Annotated in this window: 24 protein-coding genes and 5 tRNA genes; 13 read left to right on the top strand and 16 right to left on the bottom strand. The window is 69.9% G+C overall.

Annotation, left to right across the window (positions count from 1 at the left end):
- Positions 1–19: 19 nt before the first annotated feature.
- From AB0M59_RS44695 to AB0M59_RS44670, 6 genes are read right to left on the bottom strand one after another with little or no spacing between them, the layout of a single operon-like run.
- A complete protein-coding gene (locus AB0M59_RS44695) occupies positions 20–706 on the bottom strand; it encodes an HAD family hydrolase (RefSeq protein WP_364627879.1) in 687 nt (228 codons plus the stop codon).
- A gap of 22 nt (positions 707–728) precedes the next feature.
- Entirely contained in the window at positions 729–1,124 is a 396-nt protein-coding gene (locus tag AB0M59_RS44690) for a PPOX class F420-dependent oxidoreductase (RefSeq protein ID WP_364627877.1), read from the bottom strand.
- Positions 1,125–1,134: 10 nt separating this feature from the next.
- Positions 1,135–1,530 carry a PPOX class F420-dependent oxidoreductase gene (locus tag AB0M59_RS44685; protein WP_364627875.1) on the bottom strand — a complete coding sequence of 132 codons (396 nt, stop codon included), beginning with the start codon at positions 1,528–1,530 and terminating at the stop codon, positions 1,135–1,137.
- A gap of 25 nt (positions 1,531–1,555) precedes the next feature.
- A complete protein-coding gene (ispF, locus tag AB0M59_RS44680) occupies positions 1,556–2,023 on the bottom strand; it encodes a 2-C-methyl-D-erythritol 2,4-cyclodiphosphate synthase (protein WP_364627873.1) in 468 nt (155 codons plus the stop codon).
- Positions 2,020–2,634 carry a 2-C-methyl-D-erythritol 4-phosphate cytidylyltransferase gene (locus AB0M59_RS44675; RefSeq protein WP_364627871.1) on the bottom strand — a complete coding sequence of 205 codons (615 nt, stop codon included), beginning with the start codon at positions 2,632–2,634 and terminating at the stop codon, positions 2,020–2,022. The genes ispF and AB0M59_RS44675 overlap by 4 nt, the downstream gene beginning before the upstream one ends.
- Positions 2,635–2,686: 52 nt before the next feature.
- Positions 2,687–3,178, bottom strand: coding sequence for a CarD family transcriptional regulator (locus tag AB0M59_RS44670; protein WP_004559016.1), 492 nt, complete (start codon positions 3,176–3,178; stop codon positions 2,687–2,689).
- Positions 3,179–3,455: 277 nt separating this feature from the next.
- Here AB0M59_RS44670 and AB0M59_RS44665 point away from each other — a divergent pair, with 277 nt between their 5' ends.
- Complete coding sequence (locus AB0M59_RS44665) at positions 3,456–4,151, top strand: hypothetical protein (RefSeq protein ID WP_364627869.1); 696 nt, start codon at positions 3,456–3,458, stop codon at positions 4,149–4,151.
- A gap of 39 nt (positions 4,152–4,190) precedes the next feature.
- Entirely contained in the window at positions 4,191–5,549 is a 1,359-nt protein-coding gene (radA, locus tag AB0M59_RS44660) for a DNA repair protein RadA (protein WP_364627867.1), read from the top strand.
- On the opposite strand, the gene AB0M59_RS44655 is transcribed toward radA, so the two are convergent.
- Both AB0M59_RS44655 and AB0M59_RS44650 read right to left on the bottom strand, forming a co-directional pair.
- Complete coding sequence (locus AB0M59_RS44655; protein WP_364627865.1) at positions 5,550–6,677, bottom strand: hypothetical protein; 1,128 nt, start codon at positions 6,675–6,677, stop codon at positions 5,550–5,552.
- Complete coding sequence (locus tag AB0M59_RS44650) at positions 6,670–7,263, bottom strand: sigma-70 family RNA polymerase sigma factor (RefSeq protein ID WP_364627907.1); 594 nt, start codon at positions 7,261–7,263, stop codon at positions 6,670–6,672. The genes AB0M59_RS44655 and AB0M59_RS44650 overlap by 8 nt, the downstream gene beginning before the upstream one ends.
- A 156-nt stretch (positions 7,264–7,419) precedes the next feature.
- Between AB0M59_RS44650 and AB0M59_RS44645 the strand changes: the two genes are divergently transcribed.
- Positions 7,420–8,013, top strand: coding sequence for a C39 family peptidase (locus AB0M59_RS44645; protein ID WP_364627863.1), 594 nt, complete (start codon positions 7,420–7,422; stop codon positions 8,011–8,013).
- Here AB0M59_RS44645 and AB0M59_RS44640 read toward each other — a convergent pair.
- The 6 genes from AB0M59_RS44640 to AB0M59_RS44615 all read right to left on the bottom strand — a co-directional run bounded on the left by AB0M59_RS44640 (position 8,010) and on the right by AB0M59_RS44615 (position 16,293).
- The gene (locus tag AB0M59_RS44640) at positions 8,010–9,272 is read right to left on the bottom strand and encodes an alpha/beta hydrolase (protein ID WP_364627905.1); all 1,263 of its coding nucleotides are present in this window, start codon (positions 9,270–9,272) and stop codon (positions 8,010–8,012) included. The two genes, AB0M59_RS44645 and AB0M59_RS44640, sit on opposite strands and share 4 nt — an antisense overlap.
- A 48-nt stretch (positions 9,273–9,320) precedes the next feature.
- Positions 9,321–9,887, bottom strand: a complete 567-nt coding sequence (locus AB0M59_RS44635) for a helix-turn-helix domain-containing protein (protein ID WP_364627861.1) — start codon at positions 9,885–9,887, stop codon at positions 9,321–9,323.
- Between the two features lie 112 nt (positions 9,888–9,999).
- Entirely contained in the window at positions 10,000–10,527 is a 528-nt protein-coding gene (locus tag AB0M59_RS44630; protein WP_364627859.1) for a hypothetical protein, read from the bottom strand.
- Positions 10,528–10,612: 85 nt separating this feature from the next.
- Positions 10,613–13,147, bottom strand: a complete 2,535-nt coding sequence (gene otsB, locus AB0M59_RS44625) for a trehalose-phosphatase (RefSeq protein WP_364627857.1) — start codon at positions 13,145–13,147, stop codon at positions 10,613–10,615.
- A gap of 124 nt (positions 13,148–13,271) precedes the next feature.
- Entirely contained in the window at positions 13,272–14,711 is a 1,440-nt protein-coding gene (locus tag AB0M59_RS44620; RefSeq protein WP_364627855.1) for a trehalose-6-phosphate synthase, read from the bottom strand.
- A gap of 82 nt (positions 14,712–14,793) precedes the next feature.
- Positions 14,794–16,293, bottom strand: coding sequence for a threonine/serine exporter family protein (locus tag AB0M59_RS44615; RefSeq protein ID WP_364627853.1), 1,500 nt, complete (start codon positions 16,291–16,293; stop codon positions 14,794–14,796).
- A gap of 170 nt (positions 16,294–16,463) precedes the next feature.
- On the opposite strand from AB0M59_RS44615, the gene AB0M59_RS44610 reads away from it, so the two are divergent.
- Positions 16,464–16,536 (top strand) — tRNA-Thr (locus AB0M59_RS44610).
- A gap of 4 nt (positions 16,537–16,540) precedes the next feature.
- Here AB0M59_RS44610 and AB0M59_RS44605 read toward each other — a convergent pair.
- Both AB0M59_RS44605 and AB0M59_RS44600 read right to left on the bottom strand, forming a co-directional pair.
- Positions 16,541–17,290, bottom strand: a complete 750-nt coding sequence (locus AB0M59_RS44605) for a LuxR C-terminal-related transcriptional regulator (RefSeq protein WP_364627851.1) — start codon at positions 17,288–17,290, stop codon at positions 16,541–16,543.
- Positions 17,287–18,072, bottom strand: coding sequence for a helix-turn-helix transcriptional regulator (locus tag AB0M59_RS44600; protein WP_364627849.1), 786 nt, complete (start codon positions 18,070–18,072; stop codon positions 17,287–17,289). Before AB0M59_RS44600 ends, AB0M59_RS44605 begins: the two co-directional genes overlap by 4 nt.
- A 111-nt stretch (positions 18,073–18,183) precedes the next feature.
- On the opposite strand from AB0M59_RS44600, the gene AB0M59_RS44595 reads away from it, so the two are divergent.
- The 9 genes from AB0M59_RS44595 to AB0M59_RS44555 all read left to right on the top strand — a co-directional run bounded on the left by AB0M59_RS44595 (position 18,184) and on the right by AB0M59_RS44555 (position 23,142).
- On the top strand, positions 18,184–18,660 hold the full coding sequence (locus AB0M59_RS44595) for a hypothetical protein (protein ID WP_364627847.1): 477 nt from the start codon (positions 18,184–18,186) through the stop codon (positions 18,658–18,660).
- Between the two features lie 190 nt (positions 18,661–18,850).
- Positions 18,851–19,672 carry a CPBP family intramembrane glutamic endopeptidase gene (locus tag AB0M59_RS44590; protein WP_364627845.1) on the top strand — a complete coding sequence of 274 codons (822 nt, stop codon included), beginning with the start codon at positions 18,851–18,853 and terminating at the stop codon, positions 19,670–19,672.
- The gene (locus tag AB0M59_RS44585) at positions 19,669–20,838 is read left to right on the top strand and encodes a histidine kinase (protein WP_364627843.1); all 1,170 of its coding nucleotides are present in this window, start codon (positions 19,669–19,671) and stop codon (positions 20,836–20,838) included. The genes AB0M59_RS44590 and AB0M59_RS44585 overlap by 4 nt, the downstream gene beginning before the upstream one ends.
- The gene (locus AB0M59_RS44580; protein WP_364627841.1) at positions 20,835–21,479 is read left to right on the top strand and encodes a response regulator transcription factor; all 645 of its coding nucleotides are present in this window, start codon (positions 20,835–20,837) and stop codon (positions 21,477–21,479) included. The genes AB0M59_RS44585 and AB0M59_RS44580 overlap by 4 nt, the downstream gene beginning before the upstream one ends.
- 252 nt (positions 21,480–21,731) lie before the next feature.
- Positions 21,732–21,804, top strand: a tRNA-Gly gene (locus AB0M59_RS44575).
- 14 nt (positions 21,805–21,818) lie between these two features.
- Positions 21,819–21,890 (top strand) — tRNA-Glu (locus AB0M59_RS44570).
- 86 nt (positions 21,891–21,976) lie between these two features.
- Positions 21,977–22,048 (top strand) — tRNA-Val (locus AB0M59_RS44565).
- A 2-nt stretch (positions 22,049–22,050) separates the two neighbouring features.
- Positions 22,051–22,127 (top strand) — tRNA-His (locus tag AB0M59_RS44560).
- 154 nt (positions 22,128–22,281) lie between these two features.
- Positions 22,282–23,142 (top strand): alpha/beta hydrolase, encoded by an 861-nt coding sequence (locus AB0M59_RS44555; protein WP_364627839.1) that lies wholly within the window; start codon positions 22,282–22,284, stop codon positions 23,140–23,142.
- Positions 23,143–23,231 lie beyond the last annotated feature (89 nt).

The raw sequence follows: 23,231 nt of genomic DNA, 5'->3' as shown, positions 1-23,231 counted from the left end.
GTGAGCGACGTCGCAGGCCCTAACCGACGCCGTGCGTGCGCAGCGCCGTGAGCAGGGCGTCCGGCCGTTCGGCGGTGGGCAGCGGGTCGACCAGCGCGAACTCGCAGCCGAGCGCGCGGGCGCCGCCGTCGGCCTCTTCGCTGTCGCCGACCATCAGCGTCTCGGTGGCCGGGACGCCGAGCGACTGCACGGCCTTGCGGAAGATCTCCAGCTCCGGCTTGATGGCCCCGACCTCGAAGGACAGGACGAACTCGTCGACGTAGGCGTCCCACCCGCGCGCGGTGAAGGCCGGCCGGATGTCGAAGGCGATGTTGCTCAGCACGCCGACCTTGAGCCCGCGCTCGGCGGCGGCCTTCAGCGCGGCTTCGGTGTCCGGGTACGGCGTCCACTGGCTGGGATCGATGAGCCGGTTGTAGAGGGCTTCGGCCTGGTCGGCGTGCGGCACGCCGGACTTCTTGAGGACCTCGAGGTAGACCTTCCGGTGCAGCCCGGGGTCGCGGTCGCGGTGGTGCCAGGCGTGCTGGTGCTCGGCGTCGAGCTCGACGACCTGCCCGACCGGCGCGGTCATCCGGCGCATCAGCTCGGCCTGCGCCTCGATGTCGAGCCGCGTGCCCTCGTGGTCGGTCAGCTCGGCGAGCCACGACTCGTCCTGCTCGAGCCGGAAGAGCGTGCCGGAGAAGTCGAACAACACCGCCCTGATCGTCATGGGATTCAGCCTAACGGGATCCTCAGGCCGAATGCCCTGTGATGTGTTCGGGAACAACGCGGACGAGCACGCGCACGACCTCCGGCGGCTCGGGCGGGAACTCCGTGCCGGTGTACTTGCGGGCCAGCTCGTCGTTCAGCTCGCGGCCGCCTTCGACGGTGACCTCGGCGCGGCCGCGGATCTCGACGTAGTTCTCCGGATCGGCCAGGTCGAAGACGGAAAGCGAGACGCGCGGGTCACGGCGGATGTTGCGTTCCTTGCGCCGGCCCTGGACGGTCACGAAGACCACGGTGTCGCCGTCCCGGCGCGCCCAGACGACGGAGCTCTGCGGCGAGCCGTCGGCGTTGGTGGTGGCGACGACCGGGTAGTTGCGGCCGTCGAGCAGGGCCTTCGTGGCCTCGTTGAATGTCACACCCATGGTCTGGACCCTATTTCACGTTCCCGGCGATCTTCTCGGCTTTCAGGCGGACGATCACGCGCTCGGTCTCCGGGCCTTCCGGCGGCGGGTCCTGGGCGAGGTACTTGTGGCTGAGGGCTTTCGGGAGGGCCTTGTCCGGATCGGGGGTGATCTCGGCGGTGCCGCGCAGCTGCGTGTGCCGGTACGGGTTCGCGGCGTCGGTGATGGAGATGCCGAGGCGGGGGTCGCGCCGCAGGTTGCGGACCTTCCGGCGGTCCTCGGTCGCGCTGAAGACGAGATCGCCGTCGTCCAGGCCGACCCAGACGACGGAGGTCTGCGGCCCACCGTCGGGGTCGATCGTGGCGACGGTGGCGAAGTTCTTGCCGTCGATCAGCGCGCGGACGTCGTCCGAGAGGGTGAGGGCCATATCACGCCGAACCGGCGCCGGCCTACTACGTGCGAGCCAGCAGCAGCGCCGTCGCGAAGGCCGCGATGCCCTCGCCGCGGCCCGTCAGCCCCAAGCCGTCCGACGTCGTCCCCGACACGCTCACCGGACCGCCCACCGCCTCCGACAGCACCTTCTGCGCCTCCTCGCGCCGCTTCCCGACGCGTGGCGCGTTGCCCACGATCTGCACCGAAGCGTTCCCCATCCGCCAGCCCGCCCGCTCGATCAACCCGCGGACCTCCACGAGCATGTCCGCTCCGTGAGCGCCGTCCATCCGGGGATCGCCGGTGCCGAACACCGCGCCGAGATCACCCAAGCCCGCCGCCGACAGCAGCGCGTCGCACAGCGCGTGCGCTGCCACGTCGCCGTCCGAGTGGCCCGCGCAGCCGTCCACGCCCGGCCACAGCAGGCCCGCCATCCAGCACTCACGGCCCGCTTCGACCGGGTGGACGTCGACCCCGTTGCCGATCCTCACAGCGTCTCCTCGTTCTTCGGTGCCGCCGCGATCGCCTCGGCCAGGGACAGTTCGAAATCGGTCGTGACGCGCATCGCGTCGGGGTGCCCGGGCACCGTCGCCGCGCCGGTGACGTCCCAGGGTTCGGCCGACCGGAAGGCCTCGAGCGTGTAGCCGATCGGGGTCTGGGCCGTGCGCAACCGGGTCCGATCCTCCGTGCGGACGATGAGCGAAGCCTCGGTCATCTTCACCGTGTCCGCCATCGGCAGCACCGGCACCACAATGGGGGAGTCACCGACCGCGTTGATGACATCACGCACGGTTGCCGCAGGAATGAAGGCTCGCAGGGCGTCGTGGAGGAGTACAACTGAGTCACGGGGAAGATCGGGCTCGACGGCGGCGAACGCCTGCCGGAGCGAGCCGGGGACGACCCGGCACGGGAGGCCGCGGAGGGCCTCCGAAAATGACTGCGCACACCGCTGGGGGGCCGCCACGAGCACCAGATCGATCTCCGGCACTCCGAGCAGCCCCCGCACGGTGTGCGTGAGTAGCGCCTCACCATGGACCGGCGTGAGAGCGAGCTCTCCGTCGGAGGCATGATGTGCGACGGTCACGATCACGACGACGTTCATCGGTTCGCGATCGTAGAGGCACCCACCCGCCCGTCGGGCGAATGCCCTGGGCTCAGACCGTCGCGGTTTCCAGAACTTCGTCGAGGAGGACTTCAGCCTTGTCCTCGTCGGTGCCCTCCGCGAGCGCGAGCTCGCTGACCAGAATTTGCCGCGCCTTCGCCAGCATGCGCTTCTCGCCGGCTGAAAGTCCGCGGTCCTTCTCTCGCCGCCAGAGGTCGCGCACCACTTCGGCCACCTTGTTCACATCGCCGGAGGCGAGCTTCTCGAGGTTGGCCTTGTACCGACGAGACCAGTTCGTTGGTTCCTCGGTGTGCGGAGCACGCAGCACATCGAAGACCTTGTCCAGTCCCTCTTGCCCGACGACATCGCGTACGCCTACGATCTCGGCGTTGTCAGCGGGCACGCGAACCGTGAGATCCCCTTGCGCGACCTTGAGGACGAGGTACTTCTTTTCCTCGCCCTTGATCACGCGGGTCTCGATGGCTTCGATGAGTGCGGCACCGTGGTGCGGGTAGACGACGGTCTCTCCGACCTTGAAAACCATGTGTCCTCTGCCCCTTTCGCTGACCCCATCCTATCACGGTCCGCCAGTGCCCACCTAGTGGGCCGGACTCGTCCTCGCAGGTCAGCGGCCTGAGCGGGGGTTGACAAACGTCCGACCCCCATGCTCATGCAGGTGACCGGGACGGGTTTCGCCGGGCCAGAGGAAATCCTTTGTGGACGGTTGATCTTGGGTGCAACCCACACCGGTTCTGCCCGGGAGATCGCCCCCGGCTAGTCTTCGCGGGTAGTAGGCCGTGGAAAGAGGGAAGGACTGCGTCGTGAGGCTGCAGAATCGCCGCGTGCTCGGTGCGGGTGTGCTGGTCATCGGTGCTGCGCTCGTGCTCGCCGGGTGCGGGGCCGGTCAGATCACCCAGACCGCCACGCAGCAGGCCGCGGTCAACGGTACGCATGCGCAGGTCAAGAACATCGTGCTGCGTGACGCCGCGGTCCAGTACCCGACGTCCGGCCCCGGCTACCCGGTCGGCGCCACCCCGTCGCTGACGCTGACGATCGTGAACCTGGACCCCCAGGACGACTCGCTCGTCTCGGTGACTTCCGAGGACGGCGCCCAGGCGACCGTCGGCGGTTCGAAGACCGTCGTCGCCGGGCACTCCCTGGTGATCGGCCCGGACGACGCCGTCGAGTCCACCAATGAGGTGCAGACCACACCGCCGAGCGCGCCCGGCTCGTCGTCGACGGCCCCGTCGTCGACCGGCACCAGCTCGACCCCCACCGGTTCGGAGACGAACAGCCCGGGCCACCTGACGGCGTCGCCGACCTCCGAGGTCCCGTCGTCCGGTCCGGCCGCGACGCCGACCGCGCCCGAGAAGGTCGGTCAGGCCACCGTGAAGCTGGCCGCGCTGAAGAAGCCGCTCTGGCCGGGCCAGACCATCAAGGTGACGTTCGTCTTCCAGAACGCAGGTCCGGTCACCGTCGAGCTGCCCGTCGCGGCTCCGGCGCACGTCAAGGAGTAGGTCCCCGGTTTTGTCGGTGGTCGCCGATAGCCTCGCGGGGTGAAGAAAGGGACCACCTACCGCTGCGCGAGCTGCGGCTACGAAGCGGCCAAGTGGCTGGGCCGGTGTCCGGAGTGCCAGGAGTGGGGCACCCTCGAGGAACGCGGGGCTCCGGCCAGGCCGGCCATCCAGCGCGTCGCCGCCGGGGCACCCAGTGCGCCCGCGCGGCCGATCGGCGAGGTCGACGTCGAAGCCGCTCGAGCTCGCCGCACCGGTGTCTCGGAGCTCGATCGGGTGCTGGGCGGCGGCCTGGTGCCCGGCGCCGTGGTGCTGCTCGCGGGTGAGCCGGGCGTCGGCAAGTCGACTCTGCTGCTCGAAGTCGCGTACCAATGGGCGAAGACGGTCGACCGTTCCCTGTACGTGACGGGCGAGGAGTCCGCGGGCCAGGTCCGGCTGCGCGCCGAACGCACGGGGAACGTCCACGACCTCATGTACCTGGCCGCCGAGAGCGATCTTTCGGCCATCCTCGGGCACGTCGACGACGTCAAGCCGGGCATGCTGATCGTCGACTCCGTGCAGACGATGGCGTCGCCGCAGGTCGAGGGCTCACCGGGCGGGGTGACGCAGGTCCGCGCGGTGACGTCCGGGCTCGTCGCGCTCGCCAAGGAGCGCGGGCTGCCGGTCGTGCTGGTGGGCCACGTCACGAAGGACGGTTCGGTGGCCGGCCCGCGCGTGCTGGAACACCTGGTGGACGTGGTGCTGCAGTTCGAGGGCGACAAGCACTCGACGCTGCGGATGCTGCGCGGCATCAAGAACCGGTTCGGCGCGTCCGACGAGATCGGCTGCTTCGAGCTGCAGGAAGAAGGCATCGTCGGGGTGCCGGACCCGTCGGGGCTGTTCATCAGCCACACGGCGGAGCCGGTGCCGGGTACGGCGATCACGGTGTCGATGGAAGGCAAGCGGCCACTGCTGGGCGAGGTCCAGGCGCTGGTCTCGTCGACGTCGGCACCGCAGCCGCGCCGCGCGGTCAGCGGTCTCGACTCCGCGCGGGTGGCGATGGTCCTGGCGGTGCTGGAGAAGCGCGGCGGCCTGAAGCTCGGCGACAAGGACGTCTACACGGCCACGGTCGGCGGTATGAAGATCACCGAGCCGGGGATCGACCTGGCGCTGGTGCTCGCCCTGACGTCGTCGTTCGAAGACGTCGCGTTGTCACCGCGGCTGGTGTCTGTGGGCGAAGTGGGGCTGGCCGGCGAGATCCGCCGCGTGCCGAGCGTGAGCCGCCGCCTGGCGGAGGCGGCCCGGCTGGGGTTCACGCACGCGCTGGTGCCGCCGGACTCCGGGAAGCCGCCGGCGGGGATCCGGGTCTTGGAGGTCGCGAACGTCGCGGACGCGCTGAACGCGGCCAGCCACGCCCGCTGATCACCCGGACGTCCGGGTGATCGCGAAGGAGTACAACGTCTCCGGGTCGAGCGCGGAAGGGGGCGGAACCGGGCTCTCGGGCCTGGTGGTCGTCGTGGACGGCGGACCTGAGACGCTGCTCGAAACGGGCGGATTTCTGCTGTTGCTCATGACCACTTCACTGCTGCGGGTGGGCGTCGGCGCGAATACGGTGCGGGCGTCCCAGGCCAGCAACTGCGCCGTTGCCGGGTCGAGGAAGACGTGCTGACCCGAGTCCTTCGCGCCGAGGACCGTGGCGGGCCGGCCGTCCGAGGTGTGCCCGGGTACCACGAACGCGCCGGCGATCTCGGCGAACGCGTCGCGCAACCCGAACCGGACGTCCTTCCGGACCAGACCCGTCTCCAGCACGCTTCGCACCATGCCGAGCGCCTCCGTGGCGGTGTGCACCTTCCCGCTGTCGTGGAAGCTGATGGTGTCGAAGTTCAGGCGCTTGGCCAGCTTCGCCCGGTCGGGGGTGAGCGAGGCGATGAAGGCCGCGTCCGGCGTCAGCCAGTTCTGGAACGGCGTGTTCCAGGTCGGCTTCATCGTCCCGCCCATGTTGGGGGGCCCGGGGAACCAGCCGCCCCGGCCGTACTCGTCGAAGGGCGTCTGACTCACCTGGACCTTCTTCTGTTCGTCGGACGACAACCCCGTCACGGCGCCGGTCCACTTCGTGCGCCGGTGCCAGATGCCGGTGGGGTCGGCGGGGATCCACAGCTCGACCTTCTGCTGGATGTCGGCCGGGTGGCCCTCGAGGCTCTCCGGCAGCCATTGGAGCTTCTGCGCGTAGTGGAACTCGCCGGGTTCGAGCGGGCGGTCGAGGTCGGCGAGGGTCGCCGCGGGCCGGACCGGCTCCGGGGCAGGCGGCCGCAGCGAAACGACGATTCCGAGCCCGCCCACCAGCGTGACGACGGCCGCGGCCACCGCGATCCACCGCCAGGTCCCGCGGCGGGGAGCGGCCGGCGGTGCCTCCGAGGTACCGGCCGCGGCCATCAGGGACGCGCGGGCGAAGGCCAGCCCGTCGTCCTCGTCGACGTCGTCGTGCAGGTCCGACAGCGCCGCGTCGAGTTCGGCGTCGGACCAGATCTTCCGGACGTTGTCTTCACGCAAGGTCCTGCACCTCCTCTTGAGCCGGGGCGTTCGTCCTGAGCCAGCGTCTGATCCGGTGCAGCCGGGACCGGACGGTACCCGGCGGGATGCCGAGCGCTTCCGCGACCTCGGCCGGTTCCAGCCCGGCCCACGACACGAGCAGGAGCGTGTCGCGGTCGGCGGGGTTGAGCTTGGCCAGCGCGCCGGCGAGCTGGGCGGCGCGGACCTGGGCGTCGACCTGCTCGGCGACGCGGCCGTCGTGGCCCGCGTGGCTGGTGTCGCCGGTGCGGGCGAGCCGCGCGGTGGCCTGCAGGCCGCGCAGTTCGGAGCGGATGTGGTGGCGCAGCAGGTTGGTCGCGATGCCGTAGAGCCACGACCGGGCGGTGCCGAGCTCGGGCCGGTAGCTCTCGCGGCGCCGCAACGCGACGAGGAACGTCTCGGCGACGAGGTCGTTCGCCGGCTCGGCGCCGACCCGCCGGGCCAGGTACCGGCGCAACGCCGCAGCGTGGGCGTCGAAGAGACGGCCGAACGCCGGCCCGGGCTCGGTTCCGCCCAGGTCAGGGCGGTCGTGCCCCCAGATCTCCGATCCCTCGTGGATCACCTGCATGCCCCCAGTTGCCCGCAGCGCGCGCGAGCGTTCACGGGCGAACCTACCTTTGTCGTGATCCATCCGGGGTGGGTGAGAGACGGAGGGCGGATTCCGCCGGGATCATGCCTCGGTGAGGCGTTGGCCAACCGGCGTCACAACTGGGGAAGGACCGTCATGCGCAGATTCAGGCTGGGATTCGTCACGCTCGTCGCCGCCATGGGGCTCGTTTCGCTGCCCGCGGTCGCGAGCGCCACCACCGAAGCCGTGCTCAACATCCAGTACCAGGTCCAGGAGACCGGCTACTGGTGCGGACCCGCCGCGACCCGCATCGCCCTGTCCGCGCGGACCGGGAACGTGCCGAGCCAGGCCACGCTCGCGGCCCAGCTCGGCACGACCACCAACGGCACGGACTGGGTCGGCCAGGTCACCGGTGTCCTCAACGCCGACCTCGGCACGTCCTGGTACGAGACCAAGGAGATGCCGAACGACCCGCCGACGCAGGCGCAGCGCGACCTGCTGTGGAACGACATCGTCCTCGACATCAACAACGGCCACGCGATCGTCGCCAACATCGTCGCGCCGGCGAACAACCACCCGCCGGGCTACCCGAACTACACGATCTACCACTACTTCACGGTCATCGGGTACGACAGCTCCGACCGGACCGTCAAGATCGCCGACCCGGCGAGCTTCGGCGGGAACCAGATCTACTGGCTGAGCTTCGACCAGCTCGCGACGCTGATCCCGCCGAAGGGCTACTCCGCCTAGATCCCCAGCAGTCCCCAATAAACCGCCCAGGGGACGAACACCACGCCGCCGGCGAGCAGCACGCCGAGCCGCGGGGTCCGGTGCCGCCACCACGCCACCGCCGTGCCGATGGTGGCGGCCACCGCGCCCAGTGACAGCAGTTGCAGCGCCAGCCATGCCAGTGGCCGTCCCGCGAGCACCGGGCCCAGGCCCTTGCCCATGGTCGTCTGGATCAGCACGTCCACGACCAGGAAGCCGAGCACCGTGAGCAGCCCGGTCGCCGCCAGCCAGCGGGACGGGCGTGCCGCGCCGCGGCCCAGCCCGAAGCCGAACGCCACCAGCAGGAAAACCAGCACGGCCAGCTGTAGCCACGTCGACTCGTACCAGCTCAGCGGCGTGACCGCGAAGCTCGGCCGGTCCTGCGCGGGCGCCGGGTCGGCGGTCGATGCGGCAGGCAGGTCGTGCACCCACGTGCCCACCAGTTCCAGGTACCCCGGTGCGTAGCCGGGCAGCTCGTCGTAGCCGTCCGTGGTGCGACGCAGCTGGTGCTGCGCGTCCGGGAAGACGCGCAACGTGTAGTGCGCCAACGACTCCTGGAATATTTGCACGGCTTCACCTGGCGGTGTCAGGACGTCCTTCGCGCCCCACAACCCGAGTACCGGCTGACGCAGGCTCTTCAGCACCGCCACCGGGTCGTAGTGCGCCTCCGGGAACACGCTGCCGCCGACGAGCTGACGCATCATCGTCGACGACGCCATCCGCACCATCGAGCCGTCCATTCCCAAGCGCCGCAACTGGTTCTCGATCGCCCACGCCTGTTGTCGCGACGGTTCGACGCCGTTCGCCCCCAGCGTCCCGACGAAAGCGACGTGCTCAGGTGACTTCGACGCCGCCAGTGGCGCGACCCAGCCGCCCTCGCTCAACCCCCACACGCCGACTCGCGATGGATCGACTTCGGGCCGCTTCCGCAACGCCTCGACGGCGGCGAGAGCGTCGTCCGCCAGCGTCGAGTACGACCGCGAGAACTGTGAATAGCCTTCGGTGCGCTTGTCGTAGATGAGTGTCGCGATGCCTTGCCGCGCAAAGGCTTCCGCTTCGATCCGGTGATCGTTCCGGCTGTGTGCCCCCGAGCCGTCGACCATCACCAGGCCCGGCAGCTTCGAGCCGCCGGGTGGTGCGACGACCGTGCCGTGCAACGTCACCCCGCCGTTCGTGAACGTCACGTCCGAGCTGTCCGCCGCCGATGCCGGTGGCGCCCCCGCCGTGACCGCCAGGATCACCCCGGCCAGTAGTAGAGCCCCTCTTCGCATGTGGCTTCCCCTGTCATGTCATTCCCCTGGTTCCGGGAACGCGAGCCAGCGCACGAGCACGCGCCGCGCTTCCGGTGACCGGTCGTCCTCGGCCCGCCAGTACCGGCGGAACAGCTCCATGTAGTCGTTCCAGAAGGCGTGCAGCTCCTCGGCGGTGAGCCAGGTGCCGCCGCGCGCGTAGAGCAGCGAGTCCGGCCAGTCGCCGGGCAGCTCGTCGCGCTTTTCCGCGAACCGGTTGAGCTTTTCGAGGTCTTCCTCGAACCCCTGGCGCTGCATGTCGTCGAACAGCACCCGGGATTCGGCGCTCTGCTCGCTCCGGCGCGGCCAGCGGATGTCCCGCGGCCGCGTCCGCCACCACCGTTCCTTGCCCCGCGCGAGCTCGGGGACGTCTTCGACGAACCCGAAGCGCGCCAGCTCCCGCAGGTGGTAGCTGGTCGCGCCGGTGTTCTCGCCCAGGGCTTGGGCGAGCTTCGTGGCTGTCGCCGGCCCGGCCGACAACACGCCGAGTATCCGGCGGCGCAGCGGGTGCGTGACGGCCTTGAGGGCGTCCGGGTCGAGCTCTTCCGGTGGTGGAGCGCTGGTCATTACGCCACTGTAGCCGTGCAAAGAAAATTGTGCAAAGAAATCTGTGCATGTTGGCCAAGCGGGTGCCAAGGACAGGTTTGCTCTACTGTGGACGGTCAGGCCGCCGGGCGGCTCACCAGATGGGGTGGTCGCTGAACTTCCGGAGCGTCTGCACCGACGGCCGCACGTAGAACATCCCCGCCAGGAAACCCATGGTGGCGAAGGCGAGCGTCGAGAACGTCGTGAGCAGGTCCGGCGCCCGGAGCTGCGGGTTGTCGCGCCACACCCGGAACACGATCGGGACCGCGAAGGACCCGATGATCAGCACGAGCGTCAGCGCGTAGGTGAACACGAGCGCGTTGCGGGCCGCCGCGGCGCTCGCGACCACCAGGTAGTCGCCGCGCAGGCACCGGCGTGACGAGAGCACCAGCGCGGAGATCGCCAGCACGCCCAGCGGCGGCAGGACCGTCGCGGCCTTGCCGACCAGCGCGTCCGGGAAGGCGTGGCCGTGGACGATGCCCTGCAGGAACGTCGTGAGCCCGAAGAGCAGCACCATCCCGGCGATCATCGAGCACCCGACGACCACCGAGCCCCACCGCACGCGCTCGGCGAACCGGGGCGGCAGCGGCACGAACTCGACCTGTCCGAAAGTCCCCTGCACGGCTCACCTCCGGATGCTCTGAAGGCCACCATAAGGGCACTGGATGCCCTGACGGTGGCCTTCAGAGGCTTTCGGACCGAAAGGGCTAACTCGCCGCCAGCAAGTTGGCGCACCGGATCAGCCCGATGTGCGAATAGGCCTGCGGATGATTGCCGAGGGACCGTTCGGCGATGGGGTCGTACTGCTCGGGCAGCAACCCCGTCGGGCCGGCGGCCGCGACGATCTGGTCGAACAGCTCCTGCGCCTCGGTGCGGCGCCCGGTGAGCAGGTACGCCTCGATCAGCCACGCCGCGCAGATGTGGAAGCCGCCCTCCCCGCCCGGGAGACCGTCGTCGCGGCGGTAACGGTACACAGTGGACCCACTGCGCAGCTCCGCCTCGATCGCGGTCACCGTCTGCTGGAAGCGCTCGTCGGCCGGGTCGATCAGCCCGGTGAGCCCGACGAACAGCGAAGCCGCGTCGAGGTCCGTACCGTCGTAGGCCGTGGTGAACGCCTGGACCTCGTCGTTCCAGCCGTGCTCGAGGACGTCGTCCTTGATCTCGTCACGCAGTGTGGGCCACGCGCCCGGCACGCCCCGGCCGTACTGCTCGCCGAGCTTGATCGCGCGGTCGATGGTCACCCAGCACATGACGCGGGAGTAGACCCGGTGGCGCGGCACGTGCCGCTCCTCCCAGATCCCGTGGTCGGGCTCGTTCCAGCGCCGCGTCACGGCTTCCGCCATCGCGCGGACCATCTGCCAGTCCTCGTCACGCAGGTCGCCGCGCGCCGCGGCGAGGGTGCCGACCAGCTCGACGACCGGGCCGAAGACGTCCAGCTGCACCTGGTGGTTCGCCAGGTTGCCGACGCGAACCGGGCGAGAACCGGCATAACCGGGCAGCGACTCGATCACGGCCTCGGCACCGATGACGCCGCCGGACAGGGTGTACAGCGGGTGGAGCCGCTCCGGGCCCGCCAGCGTCGCGAGCACGCCGTGCAGCCACTTGAGGTAGCCCTCGGCCTCCTCGATCGAGCCCAGGTGCGCGAGCTCCCGCACGGTCATCGCGGCGTCGCGGATCCAGCAGTAGCGGTAGTCCCAGTTGCGGACGCCACCGATCTCCTCCGGCAGCGACGACGTCGCCGCGGCCAGCACGCCGCCGGTGTCGGTGTTGACCAGGCCGCGCAGGGTCAGCGCCGAGCGCAGCACCAGGTCGGTCTGCACCTTCGGCAACTGCAGCTTCGACGTCCACTCGCTCCAGTAGCGGCCCGCGCGGTCGCGGCGTTCCACTTCGGACAGTTCGTGGTCGCCGAGGTCCGTGGTGCCGCAGCGCAGCTCCAGCACGACCGGCTTGGTCGGGGTCGGCTGCACGAGCGCCGTCGCGGTGTCGTGCAGGCCGTCGGACGTGAGGGTCCACTCGACGCCCGGCGAGTAGAGCACGAACGGCTCCGACGTGCCGAGCACCCGCAGGCCGCCCTCGACGATCTCCAGCTTCACCGGCACACCGCCGAACTCGGGACGCGGCGCGAACTTGACGCTCGCCACCGCCTCGCCCGAGATGACGCGGACCAGGTCCGTCCGGTGCTGCGGGCTCTCCGGCTCGAGGTAGTCGGTGACGAGCAGGCGCGACCAGCGCGTCTCGACCGTCATCGTGTTCGGCAGGTAGCGCTGGCCGAGCGGGAGGCCGTTGCGGTGCGGCTTGATGGAGAAGTGGCCGGCCCCCTCGCCGCCGAGCAGGTCCGCGAACACCGCGGGCGCGTCCGGGCCGGGGTGGCAGAGCCAGGTCAGCTTGGCGTCCGGCGTCAGGAGCGCGACCGAGCGTTCGTTGGCCAGCATCGACAGCCGCTCGATGGGGGGCGCCGACTCGCCGTAGAGCCAGTTGCGCCGCTCTTCCAGCAGGAAGCCGAGGACCAGCGCGACGTCGACGGTGTCGGGCACGCGGAACCCGGCGAGCGTCTCGCCGTCGCCGACCTTGATGCCCAGGTCCGGGCCGGAGAGGCGGGCGAAGGCCTTCTCGTCGGTGACGTCGTCGCCGAGGAAGATCGCCGCGGTGGCACCGACCTGGTGGCGCAGGATGTCGAGCGCGCGTCCCTTGTCCGTCTGGACGACCGCGAGCTCGACCACCTCCTTGCCGTCGGTGGTCGACACGCCCTCCCATGTGGACGGTCCGGAGTGGACGGCCGCGAGCACGCGGCGCCCGGCCTCGTGCTCGGCCCGGCGCACGTGCACCGCGATGCTCGCCGGCTTGACCTCCAGGGACACGCCCGGGACGTCGAGCACGAGTTGTTCGAGCTCGGCCTCCAGCCGCCGGTGCAGCTCCCGTGCCTTCTCGTCGAGGGCGTGGATGAAGCCGATGTCGAACTCCGAGCCGTGGCTGCCGACGAGGTTCACCTCGGACGGCAGCCGCGAGAGCGTCGCGAGGTCACGCAGGGCGCGGCCGGAGATGACCGCGGTGGTGGTCTCGTGCAGACCGGCGAGCGATCTGAGGGCCCCGACGGACTCGGGCAGGGGGCGTGCCTCGTCCGGGTTGAGCGTGATGGGTGCCAGCGTGCCGTCGTAATCGCAGGCGACCAGCAGACGCGGAGTACGGGCGATCTGGACGATCGCGCGTCGTAGCTCGGCGGGCAGGGCCTCGGCAGTCAACACTCCTCCTCAGGAGCTCGTGCATGGTCGGGACAGGTGAGGACTATTTAGCCGTCGGCCGCCGCGAGCCCACCGCTGGTCTGCCAGCTGCGGCCCGTTGCGGCGGCCTAACCCAAATAGCCCTCAGTCAGTCGACCGCTTCGGCACCCAGAGCTTGGAGGAACGAGCGCGCCCATCGATCGACGTCATGAGTGAGGACCTGGCGACGCATGGCGCGCATCCGGCGACGGCCCTCAGCCGGGTCGAGCGTAATGGCAGCTACCAACGCGTCCTTAACCCCGTCCAGGTCGTGGGGGTTGACGAGGAATGCGCTAGAGAGCTCCGCGGCCGCGCCGGCGAACTCGGACAGCACCAGCGCGCCCCCGAGGTCGTGCCGGGCGGCGACGTACTCCTTGCAGACGAGGTTCATGCCGTCACGCAGCGGCGTCACGACCATGACGTCCGCCGCGGTGAAGAAGGCGGCCAGCTCGGTGCGGTCGACCGATTGGTGCAGGTAGTGGACGACCGGGTGGCCGACGCGGGAGAACTCGCCGTTGATCCGGCCGACCATCTGCTCGATCTCGCCGCGCATCCGCTGGTAGTGCTCGACGCGCTCGCGGCTGGGGGTGGCGAGCTGGACGAACGTGACGTCGTCCGGCTGCAGCCTGCCCTCGTGCAGCAGCTCGTGCAGCGCCTGCAGCCGCAGGTCGATGCCCTTGGTGTAGTCGAGCCGGTCGACGCCGAGCATCACGATCTTCGGGTTGCCGAGGTCGCGCCGCAGCTGCGCGGCCCGCTCCTGGACGCCCTTCGTGCGGGCGAGGGTGTCGAGCCCGGCGGCGTCGATGGAGATGGGGAAGGCGCCGACCCGGACGGTCCGGTCGCCGACCTGCATGGTGCCCGGCCGCGACCGGACACCGACCGCGCCGCGCGTCGACTCGAGGCCGATCAGCTGGCGGCACAGCCAGAGGAAGTTCTGCGCGCCACCGGGGCGGTGGAAGCCGACGAGGTCGGCGCCGGTGAGGCCGCGGATGATCGCGGCGCGCCACGGCATCTGCATGAACAGCTCGACCGGCGGGAAGGGGATGTGCAGGAAGAAGCCGATGCGCAGGTCCGGTCTCAGCTCGCGCAGCATCGCCGGCACCAGCTGGAGCTGGTAGTCCTGGATCCAGACGGTCGCGCCCTGGGCGGCGACCTCGGCGCTGGCCTGGGCGAAGCGGCGGTTCACCTTGACGTAGCTGTTCCACCACACCCGGTCGAACACCGGGCGCTCGACGACGTCGTGGTAGAGCGGCCAGAGCGTCGCGTTGGAGAAGCCCTCGTAGTAGTCGCGGACCTCGTCGGCGCTCAGCGAGACGGGGTGGAGCACCAGGCCGTCGTCGTCGAACTCGTCCACGTCGACGTCCGGGATGCCCGGCCAGCCGACCCAAGCGCCCTTCCTCGAGCGCAGGAACGGCTCGAGGGCGGACACCAGGCCACCCGGGCTGGCCGTCCAGCGGCGCTCGCCGTCGGTGCTGCGTTCGAGGTCGACCGGTAGCCGGTTCGCCACCACGACGAAGTCGGCCTGGTTCCCGTTCTCCTGTTCAGTCACGTCTGCTGCTCCTCGCGTCCTGGGTCGCGGCCCCAGAGTGAAACCCTATCGCGTGAGCGATGAACAGCCGGTGACCGTCGGGTTACTCCAAGCGTCGATCGGCCGCTTCGAGCGGACCAGCCATGCGTGGTCCGGCGAACCGCCGCTCGAGCCTGCCCAGACCGGTCCGTACCGGCTGGGCGAGCCATTCGCCGAGTACCACGCCCGCTGCCAGCGCAAGCCCGATCGCGACGGCCGTCATGAGCGTCGAGATGTTCCCGCTGGGCTCGACCCCGATCTGATACAGACCACGGTAGGTCGAGAGGCCCGGAAGCAGCGGAGTGATCCCGGACACGGCGACCACCAGTGGAGTAACCCCGAGTCGTCGTGCGAGCACGCCACCGCAGAATCCGACGAGCGTCGCGGCGACCGCGGACGAGCTGACGCCGTCGAGCTGCGCCAGCATGAGCGAGCCGTAGACGGCGGCGCCGATGGCCCCGGCGGCCGCGGCGACCAGCATCGCGCGCATCTTGGAGTAGCTCGCGAGCGCGAAGCAGGCGGAGGCGCCGGCCCCACCGAGCACGACGAGCGGCAGCTGCTGCGGCGTCGACCCGCTGACCTCGGGCAACGGCGTCCGCGGCAGGCCGAGCATGACGGCGATCCGCAGGGCGAGCACCACCCCGGCGATCAGGCCGGCCGACATCAGCGCGGTCTCCATGGTGCGGCCGGCGGCGGTGACGTTGTAGCCGGTGATGGCGTCCTGCACCGCGGAGACGGTGGAGAGCCCGGACAGCAGCACGGTGACCGCGGCGGCGACGACGAGCGTCGGTTTGTCGGTGGTCAGGAGGTTGCTGCTCACGATGGCCATCGCCGAGAGCGTCGCGACCAGCCCGCCGATGACCTGCTGGAAGAAGAAGGGCAGCCCGTAGCGGTTGACGAGCCGCCCGATCCGGTCGATGACGCCGCTGATGACGAACGCGACGAGCGCGATGTCGAAGCCACCCCCGAGCAGGATGGTGATGAAGGCGGCGACCCCGCCCCAGGACAGCGTCGCGACCCAGCGCGGGTAGGGGTGCGTCGCCGAGGTGATCCGCTCCAGCTCGGTCTGCGCCTGCTCGGCCCCGACGTTCCCGCGGACGATCTGCCGGATGAGCTTCTCGGTCTCGGTCAGCCGGGTGTAGTCGAGACTCCGGCTCCGCACGACGCGCAGCGCGGTGACGGGCGAGAGGTCGGTGCCCCGGTGACAGGTGACGGTGATCGAGGTGAAGATGACGTCGACCTCGCAGTGCGGCAACCCCAGAGCGGCGGCGATGGCGATGATCGTCGCGGTGACGTCCGAGGCGCCGGCGCCACTGGACATCTGGACCTCACCGATGCGCAGCGAGAGGTCGAGCACGAAGTTGACGGTGGCCTCATCGGGCAGCTGAGGCCCCATGGCCTCATCGGCGTCGACGGCGGGGAACTCACCGGTGGGAGCCTCGAGAACGTGCCAAGGGCGGCGCTTGAGGAGGTTGGGGCGGTGGACCCTCGGTTTCTGCTGCGGAGGTTCGAGGAGGGGCCATCTGGTCGTGGTGCCCCCGTTGGTGCGCTCGTTGATCTTCAAGATCCACCTCCTCGCTCTACTCTCTCTGCCCGGACCATCGACGTCGGTGTGTCCACTGTTGCAGTGGCGTGCACCACGTTGCTCCATAGTGGCCGGGAGCTGGGGATCGTGCCTCTTGGGAGGATCTTGGCGGGGGCCCGATACACTGGGTGCGGCGCTTTGGGCGTCAGGCCGCTATAGCTCAGCTGGTAGAGCATCTGTCTTGTAAACAGAAGGTCAGGGGTTCGAGCCCCCTTGGCGGCTCAGTTCAGACATCCCGCATCAGTGCGGCGGCCGCACCCCGGGTGCGGACGCCGGTGCGGTCGTAGATGTGCTCCAGGTGTTTGCGCACGGTGGCCACCGAGATGAACAGCTCGTGCGCGATCTCGGTGTTGCCCAGGCCTGTGTCGACGAGGCGGAGCACCTGTCGTTCGCGACTGGTGAGCTTCGGCAGGTCCGTGCGGTGGAGCCGGGCCTCGTGGAGCTCCCACAGGTGCGGGCGCAGCAGTTGGAGGACCAGCCGGTCGCGCTCGGAGAAGTCTCGGCCGGGGCCGCGCCACAGCGAGACCTTGCGGACGACGCCGGGCGGGGCGGGGATGGCGAGGTGGAGGCCGTGCTCGAATCCTTCCGCCTGGCGATAGTCGGTGTAGTGCGCGGTGCTGCGCAGCTGGGTCCGGGTGTAGAAGTCGGACCAGCGGACCGGCGTCCGGTAGTCGCCGGTCCGTTCGGGATATGCGCAGGGTTCGAAGCGCCGCAACGATTCCCAGTACTCCGGTACTTCGACGCCGTCTTCGTCACCGATCACGAGCGACCGGGCGCCGCCTTCCCACCACTGGTCGCGCATCGGGCGTTCGTGCGGGAGGTCGAACTCGGGGCACGAGATGGCTTCGACGGGGATGAGCACCGCCAGCCGGTCGAGCACGGCCCACGGCAGCCCGGCGGTCGGCTCGTCGCGGCGGCCCGCTTCGACCACCTCCATGAGCAGCAGCAGTTCGCCTTCGGTCAGTGATTCGCTCATCGGTCCGGTTCCCCGCCGGTCATCGGAACGCGGGGTAGGACGAGCGCGGCCGCCTTGGCCCGGGTGCGGACGCCGGTGCGGTCGTAGACGTGCTCCAAGTGCTTGCGCACAGTCGCGACCGAGATGAACAGGCGCCGCGCGATCTCGGCGTTGCCCAGCCCTTCGGCGACGAGCCGCAGGACGTCGAGCTCCCTGCGGGTCAGCTGCGGGATGCCCGAGCGTCGTCGCTTGGTGTCGAGGTAGATCTCGTGGAGGTGCGGCCGGAGTAGCTGTACGACGAGCCGGTCGCGTTCGTCGAAGTCATGGCCGCCATCGCGCCAGATCTGCATCCGCCGGGTCTGCCCGAACGGGGCGGGCAGGGAGACGAGCAGGCTGAACCGGTGTCCCTGCGGGCCGTAGAGCTCCGCGAACATCGGTGCGCTGCGCAGCTCTCGCGCCGCGTAGAAGTCCGACCACAGGGTGATGCTGGTGAGGTCCCCGGTGCGGTCCGGGTAGCTGCACGGCCGGAATCCCCGGCGCAGTTGCCAGAACCCGTCGTGCTCGCGGCTGTCGCCGGCGCCGTCGAGCTCCAGTCGCCGATATCCGTCGGCGAGGGTCTGGAACACCGGTACCTGCTCGTCGACTACGTCGAGCTCCTTGAACACCAGTGAGTCGCACGGAACGAGCGCGCGGAGAGCTTCGAGCGCCGCCCACGGCATCGCGTCGATCGGCTCGTCCCGGCGACCGTCTTCGGCGACTTTCAACAGCGCCCGGAGATCACGGTCGGACAGATTGGAGGTCACCGTCGACCACCCCCTCCGCCGATCCAGCGTACTCGGATGAATACGCCTTGAGGCGAATATCTTTTTAGTCCCTTCCGTCGGATCCTCGATGTGGAGGAAGAAGGAGGGGCCATGTCATCGCTTGCCGAACTGCGAGTATCGGGTGGTGAAGAATCCCGGGCGGAACTCGTCGCGTGGATCCGTGCCAAGTGCCGAAAGCTGGACGCATATTTGCTGCGAACCGTCGCTCGTCGACGTAGATGCCTCACGCTCACGGTCATCGCGGGAACACTTGCCGCTGCACTCACCGCGGCGCCTGCTCTGGGTGGCAAGCCGGTCGCCGACTGGCTGACGGTGACATTCGGACTGTCATCGCCGGCTTGGCGTTTGCTGTGTGCCGCGGCAATGATCTGTTCGCTCACGGCGACGATCACGACTCAGCTGATGAAATCCCACAACGTCGATGAGCACGTCAGCCGGGCTCAGTCGGCGCGTGCCCGGCTAGAAATTCTGGAAGTCGGCTTGTCGTCGCGGGAGCTGGACTACGCGGCTGTGGCCGAAGAGTGCATGCAGTGTGTCCAAGACACGGCATTCATCTACGAATCGTGACTTTCTGGTTCCGGTCATCACTCGGTGAGGAGGGAGATGTGATGCTGCCCGACCCGGCCACCGGCGGGTTGTCCCCCTAGCGAGCTACACGCAACTGTCCACTCCACGGTGACGTTTCCAGCCCGCCGAATCCCTAGCGTTCTCCTCGGCCGCGGCGCTCCTGCCGCGGGGTTCTCGCTAAGGAGTCGTCGTGCGACTGTTCTTGCAGCTCGTGACCGTGGCCGCCGTTGCCATGGCCGGCAGTCTGGCCGTCAGTGCCGTGCAGTGGAACACCCCGCTCACCCTCGTCCTCGGGTTCGGCAGTGCGGCTCTCGTCGTGCTCGCCTACCGGTGGATCGTCCGGAAGACCGAACACCGCGTTCCGGGGGAGATCACCAAGAACAACGCCGCACTCGGGCGGGGGCTGGTCATCGGCCTCGGGCTGTTCGCCTGCGTCATCGGGAACATCGCCCTCGTCGGCGGCTACGACGTGCTCGGCTGGGGCTCCCTCGGCGGGGCGCTCGCGCTGTTCGGGTTCAGCGCCGCCGCGGCCGTCACCGAAGAGGTCCTCTTCCGCGGTATCCTCTTCCGGTTCGTCGAGCGGTGGATCGGCACCTGGCTCGCGCTGACGCTCACCGGTCTGCTGTTCGGCCTCTCGCACCTCTTCAACACCCACGCCACGCTCTGGGGCGCCATCGCCATCGCCGTCGAGGCCGGGGGCATGCTCGCCGCCGCCTACGCCGCCACCCGGACGCTCTGGCTGCCGATCGGGCTGCACTTCGCGTGGAACTTCGCCGAGGGCGGGATCTTCGGCGCCGGCGTCTCGGGCACCGATGCCCCCGAAGGGCTGCTGCACAGCGTCATGTCCGGCCCGGCCGCGCTCACCGGCGGGGAGTTCGGGCCCGAGGCGAGCGTCTACTCGGTGGTCGCCGGCGTCGTCGTGACAGCCGTCTTCATGGTGCTCGCCCGGCGGCGCGGGAACATCGTTACCCTTCGCCGGCGCACCGCCGACGCCGCTACTGTCGTCGCGTGATCGACCTCTGGCGGCGGCTCGACGTCACGGTCCGGGACCTCGCGTTCGGCCTGCTGCTCGCCGGCCTGGCGCTGATCCCGGCGCTGGGCGGCCACGGGACCCAGGTCGGCGACCTGCCGACGCGCCCCATGGACGCCCTGGCCATCGCGGTGGTCGCCGTCGAGTGCCTGCCGCTGGCCCTGCGACGGCGGTGGCCGGCCGGGTGCCTCGCGCTCGTGTCGATCGGCTTCGCCGGCGATCAGCTTTGGGGCTACCACACGGTTTCCGGCACCGCGCTGCCGATCGCGTTGCTGAGCGCGGCGGCGCACCTCGAACGCTTCCGGTGGACGACCGTGGCCGTGGCGTCCGCGGCCTACGTCCCGCTGGCCTTCGCGCTCGCCCGGGACGGGTCGACCGAGGGCGTCACCGGCTTCGTCACGTTCTACCTGGCGCTGGCCCTCGCCTGGGGCATCGGCGCCTGGTTGCGGCAGTCCCGCGCCGCGGAGGCGGAACACCGCCACTTCGTCGCCGAAACCACCCGCACCGCCGAACGGACGCGCATCGCCCGCGAGCTCCACGACGTCGTCACCCACCACGTGACGGCGATGGTCGTGCAGACCGAGGCGGCGCGCTACCTGACCGCCGCGCCGGAGCGGCTCGACCAGGCCCTGACCGCGATCACCGACACCGGCCGGCTGGCCATCGCCGACCTGAGACAGCTGCTCGACCTGCTCAACCCGGAGTACGGCGCCGGACCGAGAACACTGTCCGCCGGCTCGCTGCGGACGCTCGTCGAGCAGACGCGCCGAGCCGGCCAGCCGATCGAGTTCACCGAGACCGGTGAGCCGGCGGCGACTGATGGTGCCGAGGCCGCCGCCTACCGCGTCGTGCAGGAGGCGCTGACGAACGCGCTCAAACACGCACACGGTCGCCGAACCGACGTCCGGGTGCGGCACGGTGATGTGGACATCTTCGTGGAAGTGGCCACCGAGGGCCCGAAACTGTCGGTGCCGTCGGGTAGCGTCGAAAACGGGGGCGCCCCCGGCGACCTGGGGCTGTCCGGGAGCGGACGCGGGCTGGCCGGGCTTCGCGAACGCGTCAGCGCGCTCGGCGGAGAGTTCACCGCGGGCGATCGTGACGGCGGGTTCGTCGTCCGGGCCCGGATCCCTTCAGGAAGGTCTTCGTGATCAAGGTTCTCGTCTGTGACGACCAGGCGCTGATCCGCACCGGGTTCGCGACGATCATCGACGCCCAGCCCGACCTCGAGGTGGTCGCCGAGTGCGCGGACGGGCGCGCCGCGGTCGACCTCGCCGGGTCGCTGCGGCCCGACGTCGTGGTGATGGACGTCCGGATGCCGGTGCTGGACGGCATCGAGGCGACGCGCCTGCTCGCCGGCGCCGGGGTGGCGCAGCCGGTCAAGGTGCTCGTGGTGACGACGTTCAACCTCGACGAGTACGTCTACGAGGCGTTGCGGGCCGGGGCCAGCGGATTCCTGCTCAAGGACGCGCCGCCGGCGCAGCTGCTGCACGGCATCCGGACCGTCGCGACCGGCGCCGCGTTGCTGGACCCGGAGGTGACGCGTCGGCTGGTCGGCCAGTACGCGGCGCGGATCCGCCCGGCCGCGTCCGGCGAAGTCGCTTTGGCGCCAAGGGAACTCGAAGTATTGCGGCTGATCGCGGACGGGCTGTCCAACAGCGAGATCGCCGCGGCGCTGGTGCTCAGCCAGGAGACCGTCAAGACGTACGTGTCGCGCATCCTGACGAAGCTGGACCTGCGCGATCGCGTGCAGGCGGTGGTCTACGCGTATCGGACGGGGCTCGTGCGTTAATTCGTTGACTCGCGGCGGCGGGGTGAGTGATGATGCTTTCACACGAACGGACTGAGGAGTTGGCGTGACGTATATGCGGGAACACAATCTTCGGGGGCTCCCTCTGGTGACGTAGCGCGTCGTCACGCCACGGGAGCCGCCCATCGGGAAACCGATCCGGGCGGTTTTTTCGTGCATTCTTTTTTCTGCGCTCGTCTTCGTCGCACGGATGCGGCGGACGCGAGTGCCCCCGGTCGGCGCGACCGGGGATCCGCGGCCGTGGTGAACTCGGCGGACACGCCGGTCTTCCAAACCGGAGCAGTGGGTTCGATGCCCACCGGCCGCTCTTGCAACCCCCTTGGCGCGTTGGTCCAGCGGTACGGATTCCCGGTTCTCGCCCGGGAGACCCGGGTTCGATTCCCGGACGCGCTACGCACGTTTCGCCGCACAAGCTCATCCGGTTGAGCACCCGTCTCGTGAACGGGAGGTACTGGGTTCGGGTCTTGGCGGGGGAGCGACGTCCTGTAGCTCAGCGGAAGAGCTCCCCGTCCACATCGGGGTGGTCCCAGGTTCGAACCCTGGCGGGACGACTGTGGCCGAAGCCGAAGAAGACGAGGCCCCGGGTTGTGACCCCGGGAAAAGCCGGTGCGAGTCCGGCCGGCCACCCCACGCGCGCGGTTCGGCAACCAGCGGGGCCTCATAAGTCCCGCCGACGTGGATCGACACCACGGCGCGCGACCACCTGCTCGACTGTGCGGATCGCCGGAATTGTCGGTACCCCGGTCTACGCTTCCCCCGAGTCCCGAACCAGGGGGAGGAAACCATGACCACCACGCACGTACTGGAAACGCCCGAGGCCGACATCGTCTACGACGTGCACGGGCCCGCCGACAGTCCACGACCGCCTCTGCTCATGGTCGGGCAACCCATGGACGCGGGCGGGTTCAGCACGCTCGCCTCGTACTTCCCCGACCGGACCGTCGTCACCTACGACCCGCGCGGGCTCGGGCGCAGCGTCCGCAAGGACGGCCGGGAAGACCACGTACCCGCCACCCAGGCCGGCGACCTCCACGCCGTCATCCAGGCGCTGGGCGCGGGCCCGGTCGAGGTGTTCGGGAGCAGCGGGGGCGCCGTCACCGCGCTCGCGCTCGTCACCGCGTATCCCGGTGACGTCAGCACCCTCGTCGCCCACGAACCGCCGCTCGTCGGGGTGCTGCCCGACGCCGCCGCGGCCGAACGGGCCGGGAAGGCTTTCCGGGACGCCTACCAGGCCCGGGGCTTCGGCGCCGGCATGGCGGGCTTCATCACGATGACCTCGTGGAAGGGCGAGTTCACCGACGACTACTTCGCGCTGCCCGCCGCGGACCCGGCCCAGTTCGGCCTGCCGGCCGAGGACGACGGCCGTCGCGACGATCCGCTGATGACCGACCGCTCCTTGGCGGTCACGGCGTACCGGCTGGACGTCGAGGCGCTGAACGCGGCGCCGACGCGGGTCGTGATCGCGGTGGGTGAGGAGTCCCGCGACGTCATGACCGGACGCGCCGCGCTCGCCACCGCCGAACGCCTCGGCCAGGACGCCACGGTGTTCCCCAGCCACCACGGCGGTTTCCTCGGCGGCGAATTCGGTTATGCCGGCCAGCCCGAAGCCTTCGCGCGGAAGCTCCGGGAGGTTCTCGAAGCCTGACAATCCTCGGACAAAACGCGGAAAGTGTGTCACGCCGGACTTCGCGATCCCGATCCTGCGGTTCAATCGGCGTAACCACCCGCGGCCCC

It is taken from the genome of Amycolatopsis sp. NPDC051371 (assembly GCF_040682155.1).
In the GTDB taxonomy this organism is placed as follows: Bacteria; Actinomycetota; Actinomycetes; order Mycobacteriales; family Pseudonocardiaceae; genus Amycolatopsis.
Note: the sequence above shows the minus strand (reverse complement) of the source record. Positions and strands in the feature narration are given on the sequence as shown.

Bases quoted from the DNA above. Each gene is read 5' to 3' on its own strand.
- AB0M59_RS44695 (WP_364627879.1), bottom strand. From the start codon at position 706: ATGACGATCAGGGCGGTGTTGTTCGACTTCTCCGGCACGCTCTTCCGG.
- AB0M59_RS44690 (WP_364627877.1), bottom strand. From the start codon at position 1,124: ATGGGTGTGACATTCAACGAGGCCACGAAGGCCCTGCTCGACGGCCGC.
- AB0M59_RS44685 (WP_364627875.1), bottom strand. From the start codon at position 1,530: ATGGCCCTCACCCTCTCGGACGACGTCCGCGCGCTGATCGACGGCAAG.
- AB0M59_RS44675 (WP_364627871.1), bottom strand. From the start codon at position 2,634: ATGAACGTCGTCGTGATCGTGACCGTCGCACATCATGCCTCCGACGGA.
- AB0M59_RS44670 (WP_004559016.1), bottom strand. From the start codon at position 3,178: ATGGTTTTCAAGGTCGGAGAGACCGTCGTCTACCCGCACCACGGTGCC.
- AB0M59_RS44650 (WP_364627907.1), bottom strand. From the start codon at position 7,263: ATGCAGGTGATCCACGAGGGATCGGAGATCTGGGGGCACGACCGCCCT.
- AB0M59_RS44645 (WP_364627863.1), top strand. From the start codon at position 7,420: ATGCGCAGATTCAGGCTGGGATTCGTCACGCTCGTCGCCGCCATGGGG.
- AB0M59_RS44635 (WP_364627861.1), bottom strand. From the start codon at position 9,887: ATGACCAGCGCTCCACCACCGGAAGAGCTCGACCCGGACGCCCTCAAG.
- AB0M59_RS44605 (WP_364627851.1), bottom strand. From the start codon at position 17,290: ATGAGCGAATCACTGACCGAAGGCGAACTGCTGCTGCTCATGGAGGTG.
- AB0M59_RS44595 (WP_364627847.1), top strand. From the start codon at position 18,184: ATGTCATCGCTTGCCGAACTGCGAGTATCGGGTGGTGAAGAATCCCGG.
- AB0M59_RS44555 (WP_364627839.1), top strand. From the start codon at position 22,282: ATGACCACCACGCACGTACTGGAAACGCCCGAGGCCGACATCGTCTAC.